This is a genomic window from Hymenobacter radiodurans, assembly GCF_004355185.1.
In the GTDB taxonomy this organism is placed as follows: domain Bacteria; phylum Bacteroidota; class Bacteroidia; order Cytophagales; family Hymenobacteraceae; genus Hymenobacter; species Hymenobacter radiodurans.
In genome coordinates, this window is the sequence record NZ_CP037922.1 from 892,881 (window position 1) to 913,533 (window position 20,653).

Here is a 20,653-nt window from a genome sequence, read left to right on the forward strand (position 1 = left end):
ACTGGTAAATTAGTGGCTTCTATTTCACCATCAATAGTTGTACCCGAAAACACCCGTTGCCTTTATTAGCCTATATTATTTAAAACATAATATTTCCCAACACTGTACCTTTACTTTCCTTCTCCATCCCCCGCTGGGGGGCAAATTCTGCTTCTGTTTTGGACAATCGCGCCCTGATTCGTGCCTTCCGCCTTGCGGCCTCGCTGCTGGAAGTGCACGATGAAAACCCATTTAAAATTCGGGCCTACGAAGGCACCGCTGCTGCCCTCGAACGCCTAGAGTTTTCGGTGGCCGAAGTAGAGCGCACCGGCCTGCCCGACCGCACGGGTCTGAGCAAAACTGCTGCGGCTCGCGTGGCCGAAATGCTGGACACCGGCTCTTTCGAGGAACTGACGCGTCTGCTCAGCATCACGCCGCCCGGTGTGGTGGAGATGCTGAATATTAAGGGCATCGGCCCGAAAAAGATTCGGGCGCTGTGGCGTGAGCTGGGCGTCGAAAGCCCCGACGCGCTACGTGCCGCCGCTGAGCGTGATGAGGTAAGTAAGCTCAAAGGATTTGGCAAAAAAACGCAGGACGCCATTCTGCAAGCCCTCGAATTCAACGACCAAAGCCGGGGCAAGCTGCTGTACCCGCAAGCCGAAGAGCTGGCCGCCGATTTGGTTGCCCGCTTGCAGGAAGCGCTATTTACGGAGTCGGTAGCGGTAGCCGGGGAAGTACGCCGACGCCTGGAGGTAGTGGAAAATGTGGTGCTGGTAGCCGCTACTACTCATCCCGAGAAAGCACATAAGCTACTAAACTCCCTGGATGGCCTTACCGCCGACCCCATGCGCTCGGGCCCTTTTGCGTGGCGCGGGACTGCTACAACCTCCGGTGTAAAAGTGGAGGTGCTGCTAGTGGCAAAGGAAGATTTCACAAATCAGCTCTTTCTGTTGACGGGTGCTGAGGCGCATTTGTCTGAAATATTTGCCCCCCAAGCTGCGCATGGGCAGCCGGCTACATTAAGGCAGTTGCTGAAAAAGGAGCGATTCTACCAGGAAACGGCCATTTACGAAAAAGCCGGACTGCAGTACGTAGAGCCTGAACTGCGAGAAGGCCTTGGTGAACTAACATTAGCCAAAGAGCATAAGCTGCCCAACTTGCTGGAAGATGCCGACCTGCGCGGTAGTGTGCACAACCACAGCAACTACTCAGACGGGGCACATACACTGCGTCAAATGGCCGAGTTTCTGCGGGATGAAGGCTACGAGTACCTGGGAATTTGCGACCACTCCCAGGCCGCGCACTATGCCAACGGACTCAGCCCGGAGCGCGTGCGTCAGCAGCACCGCGAAATAGATGAACTTAACAAAGAATTGGCTCCCTTTCGCATTTTTAAGGGTATCGAAAGCGATATTCTCGGCGATGGTGCTTTAGATTATCAACCCTCGGTGCTGGCCTCATTTGACTTTGTCGTGGCCTCGGTGCACAGCAACCTCAAAATGGACGAAGCCCGCGCCACCACACGCCTGCTGCGGGCCATTGAGAATCCGTATTGTACGATGTTAGGCCACCCGACCGGGCGGTTATTACTTCGCCGCGAAGGCTACCCAATCGACTATAAGGCCGTTATTGATGCCTGCGCCAAGCATCAGGTTATTATTGAGATTAATGCTAATCCGTGGCGGCTGGACCTAGACTGGCGCTGGGTGCGCTATGCCCTCGACCAAGGCGTGAAACTGAGTATCAACCCTGATGCGCACCACACCAACGGCTACGCGGATATGCGCTACGGCGTGTTTATGGGGCGCAAAGGTGGTCTGACGAAGGAAATGACCTTCAATGCCATGTCGCGGGAAGAAGTAGCAACATACTTTGCCCAGCGGAAAGCAAAGATTAAGCCGGCCGAAGAATTCAAAACGACTTTGTTTTAATGGTGGCTCGGGCTGCCGTTAAATAGCTTATGAAAATTCTTGTTTTGCGCTTCTCCTCTATCGGCGACATTGTGCTGACAACGCCCGTAGTGCGGGCGCTGAAGCAGCAGGTGGCGGGTGCGCAGGTGCATTTCTGTACTAAACCGGCTTATCGGAGTATCATCGAGCCAAATCCGTATGTGACTAAGGCGCATTACCTTACGGGCTCACTCACGGACTTGGTAAATGAGCTGAAAGCCGAGCGTTTCGATTACATCATCGATCTGCATAATAATCTGCGCACCCGTTTGCTGAAGCTGCGGTTGGGAATACCTTCATCGAGCTTTGATAAGCTTAACCTGCGCAAATGGCTGTTGGTGAACCTGAAAATAAATACCCTGCCACAGCAGCACATTGTAGATCGCTACTTAGCTGCTGCCGCGCTATTGGGCGTGCGCAATGATGGTCAAGGGTTAGATTATTTTATTCCTTCCAAAGATGAAGTGAGCCTCAATACGCTTCCTGTCGGCTTTCAGCAAGGCTATGTGGCCTTCGCTATTGGGGCGCAGCATGCCACCAAGCGCCTGCCCGTCGACCGGATCATTGAGTTGTGTGGATTGTTGCGCCGTCCGGTGGTATTACTTGGCGGGCCTGAGGACGAAACGACGGGTCATGTGGTGGAGTTGGCCTTTGCCAAGCACGCAGCGGCTTCGCCGCCACTCGCGCGGAAAGTGCCTGACAGCCCTTATTATTTTCCGTCGGAGGCCAGCATTGCTAAAGCGCCCCACACTATTATTTATAACGCCTGCGGGCAGTATTCGCTCAACCAATCGGCCTCTTTGGTGCAACAGGCGCAGCTAGTAGTGAGCCACGATACGGGCCTGATGCACATTGCCGCAGCCTTCAAGAAAGAGATCTTCAGTATTTGGGGCAATACAGTGCCGGAGTTTGGCATGTATCCTTACCGCACCGAGTTTCGCATTCTGGAAAGGCTAGGGCTCTCGTGTCGGCCGTGCTCTAAGATAGGTTACGAAAAATGCCCCCAAGGACATTTCAAATGTATGCGCGAAATTCAATTTGACTTGGATTTGCCCCCCACGCGCGATGGGCGTTGATAGAGTGCTTGCTGGCAGCCAACAGGGAGCGTAGAAATGCGAACATGGCCTCTGAGGGCTATATCCTGAAGCTGAATAAAAAAAGAGGGCGATATACGAATATGTTGTTTTAAAAGTTGCAAAGAAGTTGTTGATTTGCCGATAAAACCATATTCTAACCTTTCTTCTTTTACTTCATTTATGCGCCTTTTTACGCTTGGGGCTCGCGCCCTCACGCTGGTTATGCTGTTCTTATGTACAGCTTGCGGTCCTAACATTTATCTGGCGAACGACTTTCGCTCTTATGCCCCTAAACACAAAACGGTAGCCATTCTACCCGCTTCCGTGACAATGCAACTGCGCCCCAACCAAGCACGCAACACGACAGCGGAGCAGCAGCGCGACCTGGAATACAAAAGTGGTATCGACTTTCAGGAAAAAATCTATGCGTGGTTGTTGCGTCGGAGCCAGCAGCGCGGCTATACAGTTCAATTTCAGGACGTAACACAAACCAACGCCAAACTGCGTGAGCTCCAGATTCCGTACGAGGAATTGCGTACGCACTCTGCTCAAGAACTTGCTAAAGTACTCGGCGTTGATGCTGTATTGACTACCAGCGTACGCACCACCAAGCCCATGAGCGACGGTGCTGCTTTAGCCGTTGGTGTATTGGTGGGTGCTTGGGGTGCCACCAATCAAGCTAACATTACTGTGAATATTCACGAGTCGGACGCCGGTAAGCTGCTGTGGAAGTACGACTACGTAGCCGCCGGCTCGGTAGGAAGCTCGACAGAAGGTATGGTGAACATGCTGATGCGCAACGCTTCAAAGAAGTTTCCTTACACGCCCAAATCCTAAACTTCCCTAGGTCTGGCATTCGTGTGATAACGCGAGGGCTGCTTCTGCCAATGGGTGGAAGCAGCCCTTTTTCGTGTGCGTTACTTTATGGTAACGAGGTAAATCAAAGAGAAAAAGAGTACATTTTACCTCTGCCAACCATTACTAACCTGCTATGCTTGATACTACTACAAAGTCCGTTCTTGTGAAAGTGGGTGCTGACGCCTTGCTAGCCGATGTGGAGGCTGGTCGTCACACGTTTGTGCTGGATGAGCCCGAAGAAGTGGGTGGCAAAGACCGCGGCCCTACACCCTACGATATGCTGCTGGCGGCACTGGGAGCTTGTACTGCCATCACGCTGCGCCTCTACGCCGACCAAAAAAAGTGGCCTTTGGAAGCCATAGAAGTGCGCTTACGCCATCAACGCGTGCACCGTGCCGACTGCGATAAATGCGAACAGGAAGGCCAGATGCTAGAGGAAGTAGAAAAGGAACTGCGTCTGGTGGGGCCGCTCACACAGGAGCAGCGCCAACGCTTGGAAGTAATCTCGCAGAAATGTCCCGTACAGAAAACCCTAATGAGTGGCTTGCGCATCAGAACCCAACTGGTGCCTGAAAGCAACTGATTCTTCGTCTAAAACCGCTTTTATGGAAGCTAAATCGCCTTGCACTCACCTCGGTAGCTTAACTCAGATTATCGAGGATGAAGAGTATGTGTGCCCCGAATGCGTAGCCTTGGGCGACGAGTGGGTACACTTGCGTGTATGTCAGACCTGCGGCCACGTAGGCTGCTGCGACAACTCCAAAAACAAGCACGCTACTCGTCACTTCCACGCTACCAATCATCCCGTCATTACCTCCGCCGAGCCCGGTGAGCGGTGGGCCTGGTGCTACATTGATAGCGCGTTTGCTGAATACTAGCCTATTATCTAAGACATATCCTAAAACTGACTTGACCAGTACAGGCAATAAAAAAGCCCCCAGACAACGTTTGGGGGCTTTTTTGTGCTAATAAGCAAACACTAGTTTGTGATCTTATCGAAGCCGCAGTAGCTGTGCAGCGCCTGGGGCAAATGGATGCCGTCCTCAGCCTGGTTGTTTTCCAGCAATGCCGCTACAATACGCGGCAATGCCAGCGCCGACCCATTGAGCGTATGCAGTAGCTGAGTTTTACCACCTTCAGCACGGTAGCGCAGCTTGAGGCGGTTGGCCTGGTACGTTTCAAAGTTACTGGCCGAGCTTACTTCCAGCCATCTGCCTTGGGCCGCACTCCACACTTCCAAGTCGTAGGTGAGGGCAGAAGTAAAGCTCATATCGCCGCCGCAGAGGCGCAGCACACGGTAGGGCAATTCCAGCTTTTGCAATAAGCCCTCAATATGGGCCCGCATTTCCTCCAAAATAGTGTAGCTCTGCTCAGGTAAGGCTATTTGGACGATTTCTACCTTGTCGAATTGGTGCAGGCGGTTCAGGCCGCGCACATCGGCACCCCAAGAGCCAGCTTCGCGCCGAAAGCAGGGCGTGTAGCCCGCATTGCGAATGGGAAGCTTATCGGTGGCAATAATCTCGTCGCGGTAAAGATTGGTAATGGGCACCTCGGCCGTCGGAATCAGGTAGAGATTATCCTGCGCGTCATGGTACATCTGGCCGTCTTTGTCGGGCAATTGGCCCGTGCCGTAGCCCGAGGCCTCATTTACCAGAATGGGCGGCTGCACTTCAAAATAGCCGGCCTCCCGCGCTTCATCCAGGAAAAAATTGATAAGCGCACGCTGTAAACGCGCACCTTGCCCTTTATACACTGGAAAGCCAGCGCCACTAATTTTGTTGCCCAGCTCGAAGTCGATGATGTCGTATTTCTTGATCAAATCCCAGTGGGGGAGGGCCGTGGGGGGCAAATCTGGCTTTGTGCCGTGCTCTAATACCACTTCATTCTCCTGCGGAGTACGGCCTGCGGGCACGCTACTATGGGGCAGATTAGGCAGCTTGAGCAGTAGCTGCTGTAAAGCAATTTCTACCTGTCCTAGCTCGTCAGCGTGGGTTTTGATATCGGCTTTAAGGCTCGCAGTACGGGCTTTCAGGTCTTCGGCTCCGGCTTTGTCGCCGCTCTTCATCAAGCCACCGATTTGGCGCGCCAATTCATTCGCTTCAGCCTGGGCTGAGTCGTGGGTGGTTTGCAGCTGACGGCGGCGCTGATCGAGGTTGAGAATAGCCGTCACGTCGGCCTCAGCAGTGGGGTAGTACTTTTTGGCTAAGCCAGCCAGCACGAGGTCAGTGTGTTCTTTTAAAACGGAAACTTGCAGCATAGGGCAAAAGTAGGGAAGTAGCGGAAGCTTTTTGTACTCGGTGCAGTCGTAAATATCAGGCTACCCTAAATGCCCTACACAAGTAAATAAGCCGGGGCGAACCATTCAAGCAACGCGAATGTCCTTACTATTGTGGCGAATAGCCCGAAAAAAAGCGTATCTGATTTGGCGGTTTACCCGTATTAGTCTAACATTGCGGCAACAAGCCGGCGGCTGATGCCGGGTCCGCAGTAATTTTTGCTCGCGTACGGCCCGCTTTTATTTCCAGCGCCTCCCGAGTACCCCATTTTCCCTACGTATTCTGTGCTTCGCGCCGCGCTGCGGTTGCCCTTTATGCCCCGGTTGGCCTGTGCTGCTCCCTATCCTGTCCTGTCTGGTATCTCCACCCCCCTTCTGCCCGTTTTCCTACTAGTTTAGTTTATGTACAATATTGAAGAATTGAAGGACCGTTTGCTTTCCGAGCTAAAAGAAATAGCGGAAGAGCTGAAGGTTGGTAACTTCAAAAAGCTCAGCAAGCAGGATCTGATTTATAAGATTCTCGATCAGCAGGCCATTATTCCCGCCGATCAGCTTCCCCAGAAAATAAAACCCGCCAGCGCCAAGAATGGAGCTGAGCTGCCCTTTTCGGATGTAGCTGAAGCCAATGCCGTACCGGCAGCCGCGCCCACGGCTCCTGCTGCGCGCCCGGCCCAGCCCGCGCCCGTGCTCCCCGAACTGCTGCTCCTGCTCCCGTTGTGGCCGTTGATGCTGCTTTGGCAATAGTACCTGAGTTAGCGTTGGCTGAAGCACCGGCTATCGCAGCCGCAGCCACTCCCGCCGAGGCTACTGTAGCTGTCGATGCTGAGCTAGCGCCGGACGCTGGAGCCGCCCGCCCAGTAAAGTTGTACCAGCGGCCTGAGCGCCGTGTGCGCAATGGTGTGGAGCGCAACCGCACCGAAGAGATAGCACCTACTACGACTTCGAATGGCATTGCTAATGGCATAGATACATCAGGTGGTGATGTACCGGCTTCGCTAACACCGGAAGGTGCAGTTGAAGCGGCTGCCGCAGCCCACTCCGAAACGGCTCCTGCACCTGTTTCCTTTGTGCCTAATGCACCACGCGAGCCGCGCACCGATCATCCTACTGCCCCCGCGAACGGGAATACCGCGATGGCCGTGAGCCCCGCGAACCTAGGGAGCAGCGTGAGCCGCGTACGGATGGCCCTCGCGAGCGGGAATACCGTAACGATGCACCGCGTGAGCCCCGTGATTTCCGGGAGCCCCGCGAACCGCGCGACAATAACCGTGAGAATCGGGAGCCACGCCCCTTGCGCGATGCGCCCCGCGATAACCGCGAACCACGTGAACTGCGCGAGCCTCGTGAAAACCGGGAGCCTCGGGAGTTGCGCGAGCCCCGCGAACCAAGAGAGAACCGGGAGCCGCGTGAGAATCGGGAGCCACGGGAAGGCCGTGACCAGCAGCGTCGTGATGACCGCTTCGCGGCCCGCGACCAGCAGCGCGCCCCTCGCCCCGCTGATGGCCAGCAGCCAGCCGGCCAGCCCCAGCGTCCGCGCAACGACTTTGATATTGTAGTAGATGGTGAAGGCACCTTGGAGCTAATGCCCGATGGTGGCTACGGCTTCCTACGTTCGCCCTTCTACAATTACCTCGCCTCGCCCGACGATATATATGTGGCACCGCAGCAGGTAAAACAGTTTGGCTTAAAAGCCGGTGACACGGTAAAATGTACGATTCGTCCGCCCCGCGAAGGCGAAAAATACTTTGCGCTGGTTGGAGTGGAAAGCATCAACGGCCGCACGGTAGAAGAAGCTCGCGATCGGATTCCGTTCAACAACCTCACGCCGCTCTTTGCTGAGGAGCGCTTGAAGCTGACGACCAAGTCGAGCTTGCTTAGCACTCGTATTCTGGACTTGTTCGCGCCGATCGGTAAAGGACAGCGCGGTCTGATCGTAGCCCAGCCTAAGACTGGTAAGACGGTTCTGTTGCAGGAAATTGCCAACGCTATTTCCGAGAATCATCCTGAAGTCTACCTCATCATTCTGCTTATCGATGAGCGGCCGGAAGAGGTGACGGATATGGCTCGCTCGGTGAAAGCCGAAGTGCTTAGCTCCACCTTCGACGAAACGGCCGACCGTCACGTGAAGATTGCCAGCATTGCCCTGGACAAAGCTAAGCGCCTTGTAGAGTGTGGTCACGATGTCGTGATTCTGCTCGACTCTATTACTCGTTTGGCCCGTGCGTATAACACGGTGCAGCCAGCTTCGGGCAAAATCCTGTCGGGTGGTGTCGATGCCAATGCTTTGCACAAGCCCAAGCGCTTCTTCGGCGCAGCCCGCAACGTGGAGAATGGTGGCTCGCTAACCATTATTGCTACGGCCTTGATTGAAACTGGCTCCAAAATGGACGAGGTTATCTTTGAGGAATTCAAAGGCACCGGCAACATGGAATTGCAGCTGGACCGCAAACTGGCCAACAAGCGCATCTTCCCAGCCATCGACGTGCCAGCTTCCGGCACTCGCCGCGAAGATTTGCTCATGGGCAAAGAAGAACTGAGCCGCATCTGGGTGCTCCGTAAGTTCATGTCTGACATGACCGCTGTAGAGGCCATGGAGTTCCTGAAAGACCGCATCAAAGACACCAAGAACAACAACGAGTTCTTGATGTCGATGAACGGCTAGAGTGTTTCTTAAAGTAAAAAAAGCCCCCAGCTATAGTATGGGGGGCTTTTTTGTGCTTACTGAATGTAGTGTGTTTATAAACCTGTTGGCCGTACTGCAGGTTGACACTCAACAATACCTACTTGCATCACGCCTGCACAAGGCAGTACTTTGAAGCATGGAAAACACGCCCGACCTCCCCGAACTGCTCTACATCTTTGATCCGCTGTGTGGATGGTGCTACGGCATGACACCCGTAATACAGCGCGTGCGCACCGACATGGCGGGCAAAATACAGGTGTCAGTACTCAGCGGTGGTATGGTGACCGGTGACCGAGTGGCCCCTTTGCGCGCTAAGTGGAACTACATCAAAAATGCGCTGCAGGATGTGGAGCGGGCAGCGGGAGTGCGTTTTGGTGAGGCATATCTGCAGTTGGGAGAGGAAGGCAGCGTTATTCAGAATTCTGAGCCGCCATGCCGCGCTCTCACTGTTTTTCGGCAGCTAAATACCGACCCCAGCCGTGTCATCGATTTTGCCCACGATATCCAGCGGGCGCATTATTTCAAGGGCCAGGATTTGAATGATCCGGCTATCTATACTGACCTGATAGCGCCCTATGACATTGAGGTAGCTGAGTTTGAGCGTCGCTTGGCGCTGCCCGAAACGGCTCATGCTACGCGGCAGGAATTTACGGCGGTAGAACGTATTGGAGTCCAAGGGTTTCCGACAACAATCTTGCGTGTAGGTCAGCAGGGTTATGTGCTGGCGCGGGGTTTTCAGCCGTATGAAGCGTTTAGCAAAGCCGTACGGCAAGCGTTGCAGCAAGCCACGGAAGAACAGTAAAATCCTGGAGGAACTCAGCCACCGAAGCCACCGATTCGCACTACCTGCTGTTTCAGCGGCGACCAAGCTATGCGGCGGCCATCTTCTTTGCCAACCAAATACTGAAAACCGATAGAATCGGGGCGGCGGCGTAGGTCGTCCCAAGTCGTGCGGTCGATAGTGCCCGCTTGGTAAGTGTCTTTGGTCGTAACGGCTGGCGTGCGGAAGTTTTTATCGGCAAAAAACTCGTCCATGCGGCGCCGTACAAAAGCTTCGCGCTCGGCCTGCGTAGCGGTGTTGTTTTTCATTTCATACACCATAGAGGCCTCCAGATCGTCAGCAGATACTACTTCGCGAAAAATTGTTTCGCCACTGGAGTTGGTAATGGTGAAAGTGGCTTCGCCCGCCAGCAGAGAAGGACCGCGCAGTACGAGGCGAAAGGTATCATCGGTAGAAGGCGAAGAAAAGCGGTGCCGCCGCTGTACCGTTTTCAATGTATCCGATTGGGCATTGACGGCTGGCGCGCGAGTTGTATCCATTGGCTCGGCCGGGGCAGTAGCACTCGCCGTATCCGATGACTCTATACGCGTTGGATCGGGTCTGGAACAAGCTCCGAAGACCGACAGCAGTAAAGCGGAGAAGAGAACGTGACGCATATGGGAAGGCAATTTGGAGGCTCTTCCCATACGTAGCCAGTTGCAATACTGTTCCGGGGGGCTTTTTTAAGCAGATTTCTGCGGCTTTGCCTACTGCGTTACCCAATGCCTCAGCACCAGCATCAACACGAAAGCCGCACTCAAACACAGCGACGAAACCTGGTTCATACGCATCGTGCGCTCAAAGCTGGCCGCCGACACATCTGACCACGCCAGAAAAGCCCAACGGCTAAACAAAGCCACTACTGGACCGGTAGCTATCAGGAAGATAAGTAGGTTGCGAAGCTCGTCGCGCTGCCAATACGTGAAGCCCAGCAATGCGGCGCCGAACAGCAAGCCCACCGCCGCAAACACAAACGTGCCCCGAATGCCCAGCACGAGGCTCAGGGTTTGGTCGCCGCGCTGCCGGTCTTCTTGGTGCTGATATACCTGCGTGAGTGGATAGGAACCGCACAAAAACAGCGTGCTCACCAAGGCCAGTAGCAAGTTATCGGTAGCCAAAATCTCTTCAAAATTGCCCCCCACGCCCACTTGGGTCATCAGAAAGGTGAAGGCACCCTGGAAGACTACCACCACCAGGGTACTCACAAATGGATACTTCTTCAGCCGAATACCCTCGTAGCTGTAAGCTTTAGAAATGAGCAGGTAAATAGCCACCAACCCCGCAAACAACGGACTAAGTAGCCACGCGCCTACTACGGCCAGCACATCAAAGAGCCACACCAAATGAAGCAATTCCTCCGACACTTTGGGGGCTTTTTGAGGCCGCCGATGCTGCCTTCGTCGCGGTCGTAATAGGAGTTGTAGCCGTTAGAAGCGGGGTAAGCCAGCACGTGCAGCACCACAAACACGCCCACCGCGCGCCACGGACTACACGGCTGCCGCAAGGCGCTCAGCCCAAACCAGAATACCGGCATCAGGTACACGGAGAAGGGGATGCGCAGCAGCGGCACAGCACGGCGGTAAGCGAGAAGCATGAGAAAGTCTGGGTAGCAATTACCTGATAAGGTAGAAAGGTAAGTGAAGTTGCACTCCACTCGACAGGATGAAATTTGTTTTCTGGGTTTACGCCTTTTTCGGCCAGCCAACCAAATACGTTACCTGTGAGCCAGACCAATGTTTCACCTTGCCAGTCTGCCACTCGAATTTGCCCCCGAGTCAGCGCGATGAGCCAACGCTAACAGTTGATCGGTTGGGTACATGCGCAGGATAGATACGGTCCCATCCCAGATGGTGCATAGTGGGATCAGGGGAATGATGAAAGTAAAAAACAGACGGCTCAGCCGAAATGGTGGCATAAATGGGGTAGCCAGCACCTGCATAATGGGCAAAATCGTCCAAGCCAGTAGGATTTCGTGCCAGTGCTTGCCGGCGCCTTCAAACACGCCTATGCCCGCACTCTGCCGCACCGCGTCGGCCAGGATAGCCTCGGCCGCTGCGGGCGTAAAGTGATGAAAGGCAGAGAACATGGTCCGAAAGCCGGTAAGGTGAGCCGGTACTGCTGTGGCATCCACGGGCGCTGTTTCATAGCCAATTTGCCCCCCAGAGCTTTCCTGAATGCCCTGCCAAGCGCTGGGCTGCGGATATAAATCGGTGAGGGTAACGCGCAGGTCGGCTAAGCCTGGCAGCTGGCGCAGGGCCCGCGCCACACCATCGGTGCCGCCGCCTGCGCCCGCCCCGAGTTCGAGTAAATGAAGTTGCTGAGCTTGTAGGAGTGCCTCCTGTAGCACCGGCACCAGCGGCTGATAAATGCCTAAACGGCTGGTCATAAAGCGCAAATAGTCCATCATGCCCGCCCGAATGATACTTGGGAACCAAGGCTGGTCTTCAAACTCGAATAAGTGTAGACGGAGCTTCAAGTAAGGAATGGGTTAGGGTAGTTTAGTAGTGAGCGGCTGCAGTACGTTGAGATGCTGTAACGGATTTGCTGAACCTAAGGGAGTTGTTTTGGCCTCATTCCAATGTAATTTGCGGTGTCGCGTCTCTACAGGTTCCGAAATTATATTGGTCACAAAGTAGAATCATCCGCTTCCTTAGTTGCGAATCAGGGTAATCTTTGCAAGCTTTGCAAAACAAAGTACTTTTGTCGATATGAATTCAGCCGTCGATCCGCTCGCCCAGCTTACTGAGATTCGCGCCATCATGGAGCGCTCGTCGCGTTTTTTGTCGCTGAGCGGCCTGTCGGGAATTGCGGCGGGCGTGGTGGCGCTGGCGGGCGTGGGTGTCGGCTACTGGTATCTGGGCCAGGAATACGGCAGTACCCAGGAATTTGTGCGCGTGATGCAGGCCTCGGAGCCGGAGCGGCTGCGGGCACTGCCGTTTCTGCTGGGGTTAGCGGGGGCATTATTTTGTTGGCGCTGCTGGTGGCTTTCTATTTTACTCGCCGCCGCGCCCAACAAGCCAACGCGCAACTGTGGAGCGCTATTGGGCGGCGACTAGCGCTGAGCTTGGCCATTCCGCTGGTGGCCGGGGGCTTTTTTGCCTGGCTATTTACCTGCAAGGAGCAGCCGGACTGGTAGTGCCGGGTATGTTGCTGTTTTATGGCCTAGCTTTGCTGAATGCCAGTAAGTACACCTTGGAGGAAATCCGGTGGCTGGGCCTCACCGAAATTGCGCTGGGGCTGGTAGCAGTATTATTTCCCGGCTACGGGCTGATTTTTTTCGCACTGGGCTTTGGCCTGAGCCACATCATTTACGGCCTGATCATGTACAACCGTTACGAACGGACCGCCCGCGCCCTGTGAAGCACAATATTCACATTCTCAATAAAGCCTTCGACCATCGCGTGCGCCTGGGGGTGATGGCTGTGCTATTGGGTCAAAGCGACCCCGTGAGCTTCAATGAGCTAAAAGAAGCCCTCGACCTGACCGATGGCAATCTGGCCAGCCACGTAGCCGCCCTCGAAAAAGCAGGCTATGTGGAGGTGAGCAAGCAGTTTGTGGGTAAAAAGCCCAATACCACTTACATGCCTTCAAAGGAGGGCAAACAAGCCTTTCAAGAGCATTTGAACGCTTTAGAAAAATTGCTACGGGGGTAAGCGCTCTTTTTTTGTCTATTAACTTTGAAATACAAAGTTCTTTTAAAATGTCAAGTTCACTTTAGCTGCCCTATTCGCTATGGAAATCTCCACCAATTTCCCACCCGCCCGTTCCGCATCGTCGGCTGCGGCACCTCGTCTGACCCTTTCCACTTTGCAGAAAGTGGCAATACCCATCGGGCAATCTGGTTCTACATATTATTCTGGGAAGAGCGGCCGGCCCTGAATGTGCTCCTGTATACTTTGTTTGTGCTAATCGTGGGGCTGGCAGAGTTGCCGCGCCACGCTCCGCAATGGCGTTCGAATGGGTTTCGGCTGACGCTGGCCGGCACAGTACTCAGCGCCGCCATGATGGCCTGGTACGGCTCAGGGGCGGCGCTATTAGCTTGGCTGGCCTCCTCGGTCATGTGGCTCGGCTACCGCAATCAGCCCCACCTGAAGCTGGTTGTTTATGCGCTACTAACGGCCATTAGCAGCGCTATCCGCACAGTGCCAAGGCTGGCGCAACTGCTCGTTCTGCCGCGCAGCCTAGACGGACGCGTAGAACGGGCCTGGTTCTACGGTCGACTGCTCATACTGCCGTTCGTGGCGCTTTTAGTATTTCACATCCTGTTTGCCATCGCTAACCCTATATACAGTGCGCTCACGGAGCGAGTGCTGACTACAATAGGGGATTGGGTGGAGGCCTTTTTCGAGGTTTTCTCCATACCACATTTCCTATTTTTCCTGTTTGGCTTGGCCCTGACCGGGGCGGCGCTCGTGAGTGTGCCAGTACATTACTTTGCCGACAAGGAATCACGCTTAGGTGAGTTCATCCTGCGGCAGCGCGACCGGGTAGCCTCCTTCGCCGTGCGCCGGCCCGACTTTCGAGCCAAACGCTTTCGGGCGCTCGACTTGCGCAAGGAATACCTCGTGGCCCTCAGCATGTTTGGCTTGGTGAACGTGTTGCTGCTCGTGGTCAATGGCATCGACATCAACTGGATATGGTTTGGCTTCAAGCCCGCCCCTGATTTTGATCTTACGCAGTTTGTGCACGAAGGTACCTATGTGCTCATTCTGAGCATTCTCGTGGCAATGGGTATCGTGCTGTGGTTTTTCCGCCGCAACCTGAATTTCTACGAGCGGGGGTTGCCGCTGCTACGCTGGATGGCGACGGTGTGGGTGCTGCAAAATGCGGTATTGGCCGTCTCGGTGGGGCTGCGCAACTACTATTACATTCTCTACACTGGGCTTGCTTACAAGCGAATCGGGGTGTATTTCTTCCTGCTACTCACCTTCTTCGGGCTGGCTACCGTGCTGCTCAAAATCTGGCAGCGCCGCTCGGCTTACTCGCTGGTGCGCATGAATGCGCTGGCGGCTTATGTGCTCATGGTGGGGCTGGCCTGCGGCAACTGGGAAATCTGGATTGCGCGCTACAATCTGCGCCCCGAACTGCATGAACTCGACTACGGCTTTCTGCTCGACATGCCCGACCGGGTGCTGCCTGTTCTGGCCGCCCACCCCGAGGTGTTCACCCAGCGCCACCTTGTGCATAAAACCTACGGCAGCTGGATAAAGATGGAACCCGCTACCGCAGCGCAGCGGCTCCAGCGGCGCCTAACCCGATTTGAAGAAAGGCAGCAAGCGCGCAATTGGCCCAGCTACACCTACGCCGACTGGCAAGCCTATCAGCAACTAGTAGGCAAGAAGCTATAAATCAGAAGTCTCAACTCATTTTATCTCATCCTTATCCTATCTCCATGACTTTCTCCGATTGGGCCAATTACTTCAGCGCCAACCAAAATCACCTCGATAACCTAAGTTGGGACGATACCTACCGCCTCACCGAACGCGAACTGCGCGCTATTCGCTACTCGTTGCCGCAGTTTCAGCAGGGGGAGCATTCGGAAGGCAAGCATCTGTACCAGAAAGCCAAAGACCTCGGCGACCCTGATTATGTAGCTGCTATCCGGCTGTTTATCAGGGAAGAGCAGGGTCATGCGCGGGTGCTGGGACAGTATATGGCCATTCATCAGCTGCCACGCCTGTGCAAGTCGAGCGGGTTGGATAAAGTATTTCGCTGGCTGCGGCAATGGGCATCCTTGGAGCACACACTACGGGTGCTGCTGACGGCCGAAATTATTGCCGCCGTGTATTATCAAGCCCTTTATCAGGCTACCTACTCCGGCTTACTACAGCAAATTTGTCGGCGCATTCTCCGCGATGAGGAGATGCACCTAAACTTCCAGTGCTTTACGCTAACACAGATTACGCGCGGCCAAAGCGCGCTGCGGCGCTGGGCAACCCGACAGGCCTACCGTACGCTGATGGCCGGCACCACGCTCGTCGTATGGGTTACCTATCACCGCACCCTGCGAGCTGGAGGTTTTGGGCTGCTGGCTTTTGCCGATGCGGTAAGCGTAGAGTTTGGAAGGGTAGAGGAGATGCTGGCCGCGCCGGGGGGCATTTCTGTGCGCGAGCAGGTAGTCGAATCGACTGTTTCGGTAAAGTCAAGCCCAACTTTTCAGCCAACGAGTGTGGAGCTTCAGCCACTGTAAGTGAGAAGCAATATGGAAATTAATTGAACCAGACCACGTACCCATGTGGTTTCATCGGGAAGTCTGGCTACGGGGCCGCGCCTAGTTGGTATATTTGCGTATCCGTCGTCGGTGCCTTCTGCTAGGAGTGGCTCCCCGGCCGCCACGTGTTTTGTTCTGCATGTCCGCTTCCGAATCGCCAAATTCAGTAAAAAAGCCGCGTCGACGCTGGCCTAATATCCTGTCGCGCATGGCGTGGGGGCTTTTATTGTAGGCTTAGGCATCTTTCTGCTCTATCCCATTCTGGTCAGCACCAACTTCATGTTTCTCTTTGGCAAGTCGCCGGGGCTGGAGGAGTTGGAGAACCCGAAAGTGGAAAAAGCCTCCGAGCTATATACTTCTGATGGCGTACTGATCGGAACATATTTCCGCGAAAACCGCTCGCCAATCCCATTCAGTAAGATTTCGCCCGTGTTGGTGAAGGCCCTGATTGCCACCGAGGACGCCCGTTTCTACGACCACGCTGGCATCGATCCGCAAGCTATGGCCGGCGCGGTGTGGGCCGTGGTACGCGGCGAAAAGCGCGGCGGCAGTACCATTACGCAACAGCTCGCCAAAAACCTGTACAAAACCCGTCGGGGCGAAACCGGTGGTGCCCTAGGTTATATCCCAGTTGTAAGTACGCTGATCAGCAAAACCAAGGAGTGGCTGACGGCCGTAGAGCTGGAGCGGCGCTATACAAAGGAGGAAATTCTGCGCATGTACTTCAATACGGTGGAGTACGGCTCGCAGGCCTTCGGTATTAAAGTAGCTGCCAAAACCTTCTTCAGCACCTCGCCCGACAGCCTGAAGCCCGAAGAAGCCGCCATGCTCGTAGGCGTGCTGAATAACCCAACTGCCTACAACCCACGTTTTCACCCCGAAGCTGCGCTCAAGCGCCGCAACTTAGTGCTGACCCGTATGGGCCAAGCAGGGCATTTGACCGCGAAACAGGTTGATTCGCTGCAAAAAAGCCCCCTAGCCTTACGCTATCAGGTTGATAAGCACTTTGATGGCCCTGAAGCCTACTTCCGCGGTGCAGTAAGCCAGACGGTAAATGAGTGGTGCGAGAAAAATGGCTACGACATGTACCGCGATGGCCTGAAAATCTACACTACGATTGATTCGCGCATGCAAGCTCACGCCGAGGAGTCGGTGTTGCAACGCATGAAAATATTGCAGCGGCAGTTCGATAATTTCTGGCGTAATCGGGGCGGTAATCCATGGGTAGATGATCAGGGAAAGGAGATTCCTGATTTCATCCAAACTCAGATGAAGCGCACGGATCAGTATAAGCGGCTGGCTGAGCGCTACAAAGGCCAGCCCGCCCGCTTAGATTCAGCCTTGAACGCAAAGCGTCCAATGAAGGTGTTTACCTGGAAAGGCGACGGCGATACGACGCTTGTCATGTCGCCTCTCGATTCGCTGGCCTACTACAAGAAGTTCCTGCACGCGGGCATGATGACGATGGACCCATTCACGGGTCATATCAAAGCCTGGGTTGGTGGTCTGAACTACCGCTTTTTTCAGTACGACCACGTTAAGCAGGGCCGTCGTCAGCCGGGTTCTACTTTCAAGCCCTTCGTGTATCTAACGGCTCTTGACAACGGCTATACGCCTTGTGACCGTATCCGCGACGAGCGCGTGACCATCCGTTACGTGGAAAACGGCAAGAACATGGAGTGGAAGCCTAACAACGTGACCCGCGAGTACTCCGGCTCCAACATGACTCTGCGCCATGCCATGGCTCGCTCCATTAACTCCGTAACGGCGCAACTAACGGAGTTGGTAGGTTGGGAGAATGTGGCCAAATACGCTCACAAAGTTGGTATCCGCAGTAAGCTGCTCGATGTACCTAGCATTGGCTTGGGCTCGGGGGCGATGTAAGCGTGTACGAAATGGTAAATGCGTACAGCACTTTCGTCAACAACGGCTTCCGCACCGAACCCTTGCTTGTTACCCGCATCGAAGACCGCAACGGCAACGTTATTAAGCAGTTCGACCCTAAGCAAAAGCGCGTTATCCCGGCCGAAACGGCGTGGCTCATGCTTTACATGCTGAAAGGCGGCATGGAGGAGCCAGGTGGCACTTCGCAAGCCTTGTGGGAGTACGACCTGTGGAAGAAAGGCAACGAGATAGGGGGCAAAACCGGCACCACCTCTAATTATTCAGATGGCTGGTACATGGGCGTAACCAAAGACCTAGTGAGCGGTGTGTGGGTAGGCGGCGAAGACCGTAGTATTCACTTCTACCGTTCTCAGCAGGGTGAAGGCAGCCGAATGGCTTTGCCCGTGTATGGCACCTATATGGAGAAGCTTTATAGGGACAAGGACTTAGATATAGAATACGGCCGTTTCCCTTCGCCCACAGTTAAGATATCGAAGAAGTATAACTGCGTAACGCCCGCGCCGCGCCGCATCGTGGAGCCCATCGACTCCTTGGTAACGGACAACCTGCTGGAGAAACTGAACGCTGGCACCATCGCCATACCAGACAGTTTGTAACTCAGGGCAGCGCAATATTAACGGAGGAATAGAAGCTTTATTAAGCGCTTATTCCTCCGTTGCGTAAAATGACTCCAAGGCCCCCTTCAAATTGGGATATTCAAACGTAAATCCTTGTTTTAAAACCTTCTCGGCGCTTACCCGCTGTGAAGCAAGAACGATTTCGCTCATTTCGCCCATCATTAGGTTCAGGGCAAACGCCGGTACTTTAGGGAGTACCAATGGGCGATGCATTACATCGGCCAGGGTTTCAGTAAATGTTTGATTGGTAACCGGGTTAGGCGATACGGCATTATACGTGCCCTGCCACTGCGGCTCATCTAGCATTTGAATGAGTAGCCGGCATAAGTCGTCGAGGTGAATCCAAGACATGAATTGCTTGCCCGAGCCTAAGGCGGCGCCTGCCATAAGCTTCACGGGCCGGGCCATTTGGGGCAATGCACCACCTTGCGTACTCAGCACGATACCGATACGCACAACAATGGTCCGAATGCCGAGCGCTGCCACTTCATGAGCTGCTTGTTCCCACTTTCGCGATACATCAGCCAAAAAATCATCGGAAGGAGTATTGGGGGGCGTTTCTTCGTTTACCAGCTTATCGCCGCTGTCGCCATAAATACCAATTGCCGACGCCGACAAGAATGCTCGGACATGGTGTTCTCCTTTGGCTAATTCCTTCGCTAGCAGCCTAGTGCCATCTAATCGACTTTCCAGAATCTCGCGCTTTCGCTCTTCCGTCCACTTTCCATCCGACACACTCGACCCGGCCAAGTTAATGATATAGTCGGCGTAGCGAATGGCGGCCGGATCCAGCGTTTCGTGGCGCGGATCCCAGCGGAAAGTGTGGTAATGGCTGGCGCCGGCTTGGCGGCTAAGCAGGGCCACTTCATAGCCCGCATCAATGAGAAGTTCGGCGAGACGTGTGCCAATTAGGCCCGTACCGCCGGTGATGAGAACTTTTTGAGACATACAAATGAGTGTTGCCTATTGCAGTCTGGCACTTACGTGTTTAGTCAGCAAAGGGTGTTGGGCAGATGACGTGGTGAATGGGGATGCAAGCTAATAGGCCGCCGACAACTCACAACCAGAATTTTACTTCCCAATCAAACGCAGAAATTCAGTACGGAGGGCTTGGTCGCGGTCGAAAGCCCCGCCATACTCGGCCGTAAGCGTGCTGCTGCTGGTGTCATTCACACCCCGGCTCATCACGCACAAATGATCAGCCTCGATTAACACGGCCACATCGTTAGTATGGAGGGTGTTTTTTAGCTCCTCGGCAATTTGTCGCGTCAAGCGCTCCTGCACCTGCGGGCGACGAGCATAATATTGCACCACCCGATTCAACTTAGAGAGGCCAACCACATGCTCGCCGGGCAGATAAGCCACATGCGCTTTTCCAATGATAGGCACAAAATGGTGCTCGCAGCAGGAGAAAAGAGTGATATCGCGCTCTACCAACATCTGATGGTATTGGTAGCGGTTGTCAAAAAGTTTTACATCGGGCTGATAAGCAGGGTTGAGGCCGCGAAACCACTCATGCACATACATTTTGGCTACTCGGCGAGGAGTCCCCTTCAAGCTGTCGTCGTTCAGATCCAGACCCAGCAACGTCATTATTTCGCGAAAGTGGTCGGCAATGCTGGCTATTTTCTCTTCTTCGCTTAGCGTAAAGGCATCGGAGCGCAGAGGTGTGCGCAGATCAGCCGGCAAGTGGGCATCGTTTGGGACGGGGAGGTCCGTTGCAGCAACTGCGGGCACGGCGTTATCCATGATATTCAACAAAGTTGCGTTCGGTCTCATATAAGGTGACCGATAAAAGTAAATGGGGCTCAATATGAGACCGTAGCTTTTGCCAAATCACCACGGCGATATTCTCGGCCGTGGGGTTAAGGTGGCGAAATTCTTCCGTATCCAAATTGAGGTTACGATGATCAAAGGTATCCAGAATCTCGCGCTTAATCAGGTCGCTCAGGCGCTTGAGATCATACACATAACCGGTTTCCGGGTCGATTGCACCCGTAAGGCGTACGATCAGCTCGTAATTGTGACCGTGGTAGTTGGGGTTGTTACACTTGTCGAATACTTGCTGATTGCGCGCCTCATCCCAGGCCGGATTGAAGAGCCGATGGGCAGCGTTAAAATGTTCCTTGCGGCAGACGGTGACTTGCATAGTGCTTGCTGAACCACAGGTATAGCGTTTTGTTCAGTTCACTTCGGTAGTGGCTATTTATTGTACGATCAAAAGGACTTTAGCGGCTACTGAAATACCTAACTCCGCTTTAGACCTCAGCCCAAAGACTC

General features: G+C 54.3%; 23 protein-coding genes and 1 pseudogene. 16 read left to right on the forward strand and 8 right to left on the reverse strand.

Annotation, left to right across the window (positions count from 1 at the left end; genetic code table 11):
• Positions 1–158 precede the first annotated feature (158 nt).
• From polX to EPD59_RS05055, 5 genes are all read left to right on the forward strand, one after another.
• Positions 159–1,910 carry a DNA polymerase/3'-5' exonuclease PolX gene (gene polX, locus EPD59_RS05035; RefSeq protein ID WP_133271830.1) on the forward strand — a complete coding sequence of 584 codons (1,752 nt, stop codon included), beginning with the start codon at positions 159–161 and terminating at the stop codon, positions 1,908–1,910.
• 29 nt (positions 1,911–1,939) lie between these two features.
• Positions 1,940–3,004, forward strand: coding sequence for a glycosyltransferase family 9 protein (locus EPD59_RS05040; protein WP_133271831.1), 1,065 nt, complete (start codon positions 1,940–1,942; stop codon positions 3,002–3,004).
• Positions 3,005–3,184: 180 nt separating this feature from the next.
• Entirely contained in the window at positions 3,185–3,841 is a 657-nt protein-coding gene (locus EPD59_RS05045; RefSeq protein WP_133271832.1) for a hypothetical protein, read from the forward strand.
• 154 nt (positions 3,842–3,995) lie between these two features.
• On the forward strand, positions 3,996–4,445 hold the full coding sequence (locus tag EPD59_RS05050) for an OsmC family protein (protein ID WP_133271833.1): 450 nt from the start codon (positions 3,996–3,998) through the stop codon (positions 4,443–4,445).
• Between the two features lie 22 nt (positions 4,446–4,467).
• Positions 4,468–4,740 carry a UBP-type zinc finger domain-containing protein gene (locus EPD59_RS05055; protein WP_133271834.1) on the forward strand — a complete coding sequence of 91 codons (273 nt, stop codon included), beginning with the start codon at positions 4,468–4,470 and terminating at the stop codon, positions 4,738–4,740.
• Positions 4,741–4,841: 101 nt separating this feature from the next.
• Here the strand turns inward: EPD59_RS05055 and serS are convergent, their stop codons facing one another.
• Positions 4,842–6,119, reverse strand: coding sequence for a serine--tRNA ligase (gene serS / locus EPD59_RS05060; RefSeq protein ID WP_133271835.1), 1,278 nt, complete (start codon positions 6,117–6,119; stop codon positions 4,842–4,844).
• A 420-nt stretch (positions 6,120–6,539) separates the two neighbouring features.
• Here serS and EPD59_RS24030 point away from each other — a divergent pair, with 420 nt between their 5' ends.
• From EPD59_RS24030 to EPD59_RS05080, 4 genes and pseudogenes are all read left to right on the forward strand, one after another.
• Complete coding sequence (locus tag EPD59_RS24030) at positions 6,540–6,881, forward strand: Rho termination factor N-terminal domain-containing protein (protein ID WP_133271836.1); 342 nt, start codon at positions 6,540–6,542, stop codon at positions 6,879–6,881.
• Positions 6,854–7,693 (forward strand): hypothetical protein, encoded by an 840-nt coding sequence (locus EPD59_RS05070; RefSeq protein ID WP_133271837.1) that lies wholly within the window; start codon positions 6,854–6,856, stop codon positions 7,691–7,693. Before EPD59_RS24030 ends, EPD59_RS05070 begins: the two co-directional genes overlap by 28 nt.
• 8 nt (positions 7,694–7,701) lie before the next feature.
• Positions 7,702–8,799 (forward strand): annotated as a pseudogene (gene rho / locus EPD59_RS05075) (transcription termination factor Rho); the annotation flags it as partial.
• A 157-nt stretch (positions 8,800–8,956) separates the two neighbouring features.
• Positions 8,957–9,622: a DsbA family protein gene (locus EPD59_RS05080; protein WP_133271838.1), complete on the forward strand. Its 666-nt coding sequence runs from the start codon at positions 8,957–8,959 to the stop codon at positions 9,620–9,622.
• Between the two features lie 14 nt (positions 9,623–9,636).
• On the opposite strand, the gene EPD59_RS05085 is transcribed toward EPD59_RS05080, so the two are convergent.
• The 4 genes from EPD59_RS05085 to EPD59_RS05095 all read right to left on the reverse strand — a co-directional run bounded on the left by EPD59_RS05085 (position 9,637) and on the right by EPD59_RS05095 (position 12,116).
• Positions 9,637–10,257 carry a hypothetical protein gene (locus EPD59_RS05085; RefSeq protein WP_133271839.1) on the reverse strand — a complete coding sequence of 207 codons (621 nt, stop codon included), beginning with the start codon at positions 10,255–10,257 and terminating at the stop codon, positions 9,637–9,639.
• Positions 10,258–10,347: 90 nt separating this feature from the next.
• Complete coding sequence (locus tag EPD59_RS05090) at positions 10,348–10,980, reverse strand: UbiA family prenyltransferase (protein ID WP_240731626.1); 633 nt, start codon at positions 10,978–10,980, stop codon at positions 10,348–10,350.
• Complete coding sequence (locus EPD59_RS22255) at positions 10,953–11,234, reverse strand: hypothetical protein (RefSeq protein WP_240731627.1); 282 nt, start codon at positions 11,232–11,234, stop codon at positions 10,953–10,955. Before EPD59_RS22255 ends, EPD59_RS05090 begins: the two co-directional genes overlap by 28 nt.
• A gap of 144 nt (positions 11,235–11,378) precedes the next feature.
• A complete protein-coding gene (locus EPD59_RS05095) occupies positions 11,379–12,116 on the reverse strand; it encodes a class I SAM-dependent methyltransferase (RefSeq protein ID WP_133271840.1) in 738 nt (245 codons plus the stop codon).
• Between the two features lie 232 nt (positions 12,117–12,348).
• Between EPD59_RS05095 and EPD59_RS22260 the strand changes: the two genes are divergently transcribed.
• The 7 genes from EPD59_RS22260 to EPD59_RS23125 all read left to right on the forward strand — a co-directional run bounded on the left by EPD59_RS22260 (position 12,349) and on the right by EPD59_RS23125 (position 18,352).
• Entirely contained in the window at positions 12,349–12,696 is a 348-nt protein-coding gene (locus EPD59_RS22260) for a hypothetical protein (protein ID WP_240731787.1), read from the forward strand.
• A complete protein-coding gene (locus tag EPD59_RS22265; RefSeq protein WP_240731628.1) occupies positions 12,671–13,000 on the forward strand; it encodes a hypothetical protein in 330 nt (109 codons plus the stop codon). The genes EPD59_RS22260 and EPD59_RS22265 overlap by 26 nt, the downstream gene beginning before the upstream one ends.
• Positions 12,997–13,293, forward strand: a complete 297-nt coding sequence (locus tag EPD59_RS05105; protein WP_133271841.1) for a winged helix-turn-helix domain-containing protein — start codon at positions 12,997–12,999, stop codon at positions 13,291–13,293. Before EPD59_RS22265 ends, EPD59_RS05105 begins: the two co-directional genes overlap by 4 nt.
• Positions 13,294–13,317: 24 nt before the next feature.
• The gene (locus EPD59_RS05110) at positions 13,318–14,988 is read left to right on the forward strand and encodes a DUF4153 domain-containing protein (protein WP_165963479.1); all 1,671 of its coding nucleotides are present in this window, start codon (positions 13,318–13,320) and stop codon (positions 14,986–14,988) included.
• Between the two features lie 44 nt (positions 14,989–15,032).
• On the forward strand, positions 15,033–15,830 hold the full coding sequence (locus tag EPD59_RS05115) for a ferritin-like domain-containing protein (RefSeq protein WP_133271843.1): 798 nt from the start codon (positions 15,033–15,035) through the stop codon (positions 15,828–15,830).
• Between the two features lie 234 nt (positions 15,831–16,064).
• Positions 16,065–17,735 carry a transglycosylase domain-containing protein gene (locus EPD59_RS05120; protein WP_262712927.1) on the forward strand — a complete coding sequence of 557 codons (1,671 nt, stop codon included), beginning with the start codon at positions 16,065–16,067 and terminating at the stop codon, positions 17,733–17,735.
• 11 nt (positions 17,736–17,746) lie between these two features.
• Positions 17,747–18,352, forward strand: a complete 606-nt coding sequence (locus EPD59_RS23125) for a penicillin-binding transpeptidase domain-containing protein (RefSeq protein ID WP_262712928.1) — start codon at positions 17,747–17,749, stop codon at positions 18,350–18,352.
• Positions 18,353–18,400: 48 nt separating this feature from the next.
• Here the strand turns inward: EPD59_RS23125 and EPD59_RS05125 are convergent, their stop codons facing one another.
• The 3 genes from EPD59_RS05125 to EPD59_RS05135 all read right to left on the reverse strand — a co-directional run bounded on the left by EPD59_RS05125 (position 18,401) and on the right by EPD59_RS05135 (position 20,522).
• Entirely contained in the window at positions 18,401–19,321 is a 921-nt protein-coding gene (locus EPD59_RS05125; RefSeq protein ID WP_133271844.1) for a TIGR01777 family oxidoreductase, read from the reverse strand.
• A gap of 123 nt (positions 19,322–19,444) precedes the next feature.
• Positions 19,445–20,122: a GTP cyclohydrolase I FolE gene (folE, locus tag EPD59_RS05130; protein WP_133271845.1), complete on the reverse strand. Its 678-nt coding sequence runs from the start codon at positions 20,120–20,122 to the stop codon at positions 19,445–19,447.
• Positions 20,115–20,522, reverse strand: coding sequence for a 6-pyruvoyl trahydropterin synthase family protein (locus EPD59_RS05135; RefSeq protein WP_133271846.1), 408 nt, complete (start codon positions 20,520–20,522; stop codon positions 20,115–20,117). Before EPD59_RS05135 ends, folE begins: the two co-directional genes overlap by 8 nt.
• Positions 20,523–20,653 lie beyond the last annotated feature (131 nt).